At 73.5% G+C, this 2,808-nt stretch carries 3 protein-coding genes; all 3 read right to left on the bottom strand.

The genetic code is table 11. The annotated features are described in order from the left end of the window. Positions 1–135: 135 nt before the first annotated feature. Positions 136–1,635 (bottom strand): acyltransferase family protein, encoded by a 1,500-nt coding sequence (locus ACPYOM_RS21545; protein ID WP_481347520.1) that lies wholly within the window; start codon positions 1,633–1,635, stop codon positions 136–138. 170 nt (positions 1,636–1,805) lie between these two features. Beyond that, positions 1,806–2,096 (bottom strand): DUF6458 family protein, encoded by a 291-nt coding sequence (locus ACPYOM_RS21540; protein ID WP_481340652.1) that lies wholly within the window; start codon positions 2,094–2,096, stop codon positions 1,806–1,808. Positions 2,097–2,209: 113 nt separating this feature from the next. Then, positions 2,210–2,808, bottom strand: a 599-nt coding sequence (locus ACPYOM_RS21535) for a hypothetical protein (RefSeq protein ID WP_481347519.1), incomplete at its 5' end; no start/stop codon positions are given.

Genomic DNA, 2,808 nt, shown 5'->3' with positions numbered 1-2,808 from the left:
GAGTGGGCACTGCTCGACGCACCCGTGGCGGATGCCCGCACTCCTGGGGCGGCGGACCTGCACGCATTGGGCGCAGGTTCACGAGGAGACGGACCGTCTCTGTCGTCGCCACCATCGCTCGTGCCGCGGCGGATGTCACACGGGCGCCGCGGGTACCTCGACGGGACCAGGGTGCTCATGGCGCGAACGACGGTGCGGCACGTGCCGGTGGCCGGCGCCGCTCGCGGGCCTCGTGGCCGCGAGGAGGCCTGTGCCGCAGAGCAGTACGGCGAACGCGACGGCCGGCGCGACGTCCCCCACGAGGAAGAAGACCGGCCGGTTGCCGAGGATGTCGACCCCGACGACCGACACCATGAGGATGCCGAGGAACACGACGAAGGCCGCGACCGCGGCGAGGATGTCCGGCCACCGACGTGCCTCCGCGGCAGCCGCGTCGCTCCCACCGGGTGACCGAGGACCGTGGTCGAACCGCAGGAAGGCGGCGACGAGCGCGGCGGTCACGGCAGCGAGCACGACGAACAGCACGGGACGCGTCAGCCACCACGACACCGATGCGACCGCCGGCCGCCTGATGCCGACGGCACGGAGCGCGAGCAGCGTGACCATGAGCGCCGTGAGGTGCCAGAGGAACGCGGTCATGGCGAACCGGCCGACGACGGCGACGCCCTTCCAGACAGCCGGCCGCGCCAGCGCTCGGTCCGCGAGCGGGCGGACCGCGACGACCAGGCCGCAGATGCCGATGCCCTGCGCGAGGAGGGCGACCGTCGGCGGGGCCATGTTCGAAACGGCCTCTCCCGGCAGCCCGACCATCGACACCGGGTAGGCCCCGAACCCGACGAGCAGGGCCATCGCCGCGGAGCCGCCGACGGCCATCACGGCGCCGACGCGCGGCGTGAGCCGCCCATCACGCCAGAGGAACCCGAGCTGGTGAAGGGCCAGCCACACGAGCGCGAACTGGAGATTCCCCACGAGCGCCGGGCCGCCGCCGAACCGCACGGCATCGACGACACAGGCCGCCGCGACGAGGGCGACGACGACCCGGACCCCGAACCGCAGGTGCAGTCGTCGCAGGAGTGGCGCGAAGGCGCAGACCCCGAGGTAGATGCCGACGAACCACAGCAGCTGTGGCACGAGGACGAGCGCGTCACGCGCGAGCCGAGCCCGGTCGGAGGGGCCGGAGGTCACGCCCGACAGGTGGGCCGCGACGCCGGCCGCGACCCAGACGACGAGGAAGGCAGCCGTCGGACGCAGCAGGCGCGTCGTGCGGGACCGCACGAACGCGGCGTATCGGCCCCGCGGCGCCGGCCATCGTCGCTCGAGCGACTCGAGGGCGTGGGCGTGGGCCAGGCCGCCGACGAGGAAGAACAACGGCATGACCTGGAGCACCCAGGTGAGCGGCTGGAGCGCGGGCACCGCGACGAGCGCGTTGGAGATGTGGCCGTCGGCCGTGATGTCGACCATCAGCCAGTGCCCGAGCATGACGACGACGAGCGAGCCGGCACGCAGCGTGTCGGCCCAACGGTCCCGGTTCGAGGGTGTCGCTGCGTCGACCTCGGCGGCGGTCGGTCCGGGCGAGCGCGAGTCCCGGGCGCGCGGTCGCGGGCTGCGCGAGGTCCGCGGGGAGGTCGTCGTCACCTCGTCATGACAGCACGACCGGCGACCCGAGCGGATGGGTTCACGTGCTCAGGTCGCCGGTCGGAGGGTTGGGCGCCGGAGGGGTTTCCGGCGCGTGGGCGCGTCAGCCCTGGGGCGGCGTCGTCGTCCCTGGGGGTGTCTGGCGTCGGCTTGTGGAGTCGGCCGCCGGCTCAGTAGCCGTCGTCGCGACGCTCGACGCGGCGCTCGACGACCTCGTCGGTGTCACGGTGCTCGACGACGTCCGGGCCGCCCCGGCGCTCGGTGACGACCGTGTGCTGGGTGCGCGTCCGCTGGGCGTTCATGATGAGGCCGAGGATGATCGCGAGCGCGCCCGCGACCATGAGGATGATGCCGACCGTGTTTCCCGTGCCGCTGCTCATGTTGAGAACGTCGGAGTCGAGGTTGGTGAAGTAGAAGATCGCACCGACCACGAGAAGGAAGATCCCGAGTCCGATACCCATCTGCACTCCTTCGTCGGAGCGCGCCCTGCTGGCACGCCTCTCGAAGGCCCCATACCCCACGGTCTGCGTTTCCGCACGGCCCCGCCGCCGCCGCTGGCGCCCGGTCCCGGCCCTCAGTACTGCTGACGGGTGCGACGGGCCTGACCCACGCGGCCACCGATGGCCGCGACGAGGAGCAGGACCACTGCGACACCGAGCGCCGCCCCGAGCTCGACGTAGAGGCCCCTGGCGGCCAGGCCGTAGGCCGCGTCGGCCACCGTGCGCGCCACGGCGGGCGCGACGGCCGGATCGACGCGGTCGATGAGCGGGCCGCGGGCCATCATGACGGCCAGGACGCCGAGGAGTGACACCACACCCCAGCCGACCGCGAGCCACGCTGCCGCACGGGCGTGCCGCACCGCGACGACGATGGCGAGCAGCCCGAGGACGGCGACGGCGAGCGGACCCCACGTCCCCCAGGTCGATGTCAGCCGGTAGAGCCGCTGGGCCGTCGCGAGCTGGGCCTCCTCGACGAGGGGGACGCGGATCGTCGGCTTGAGCGCCGCCGCGACGTCGGCGGCACCGGCCTGCTGGAGGGCCGACGTGACGCCGGGCAGGGGCACCTGCAGGACGAGGGAGACCCGGCCGTCGGCATCGACGGGAGTGTGGGCCCGGCCCTGCATGATCGCGACGAACCGCTGGTGCGCCTGGCGGATCGACGCCGTCCACGCTC

This window comes from Monashia sp. HAY1-2A (genome assembly GCF_056755315.1).
The sequence above is the reverse complement of the archived record's forward strand: the minus strand, read 5'-3'. Positions and strand labels throughout refer to the sequence as shown.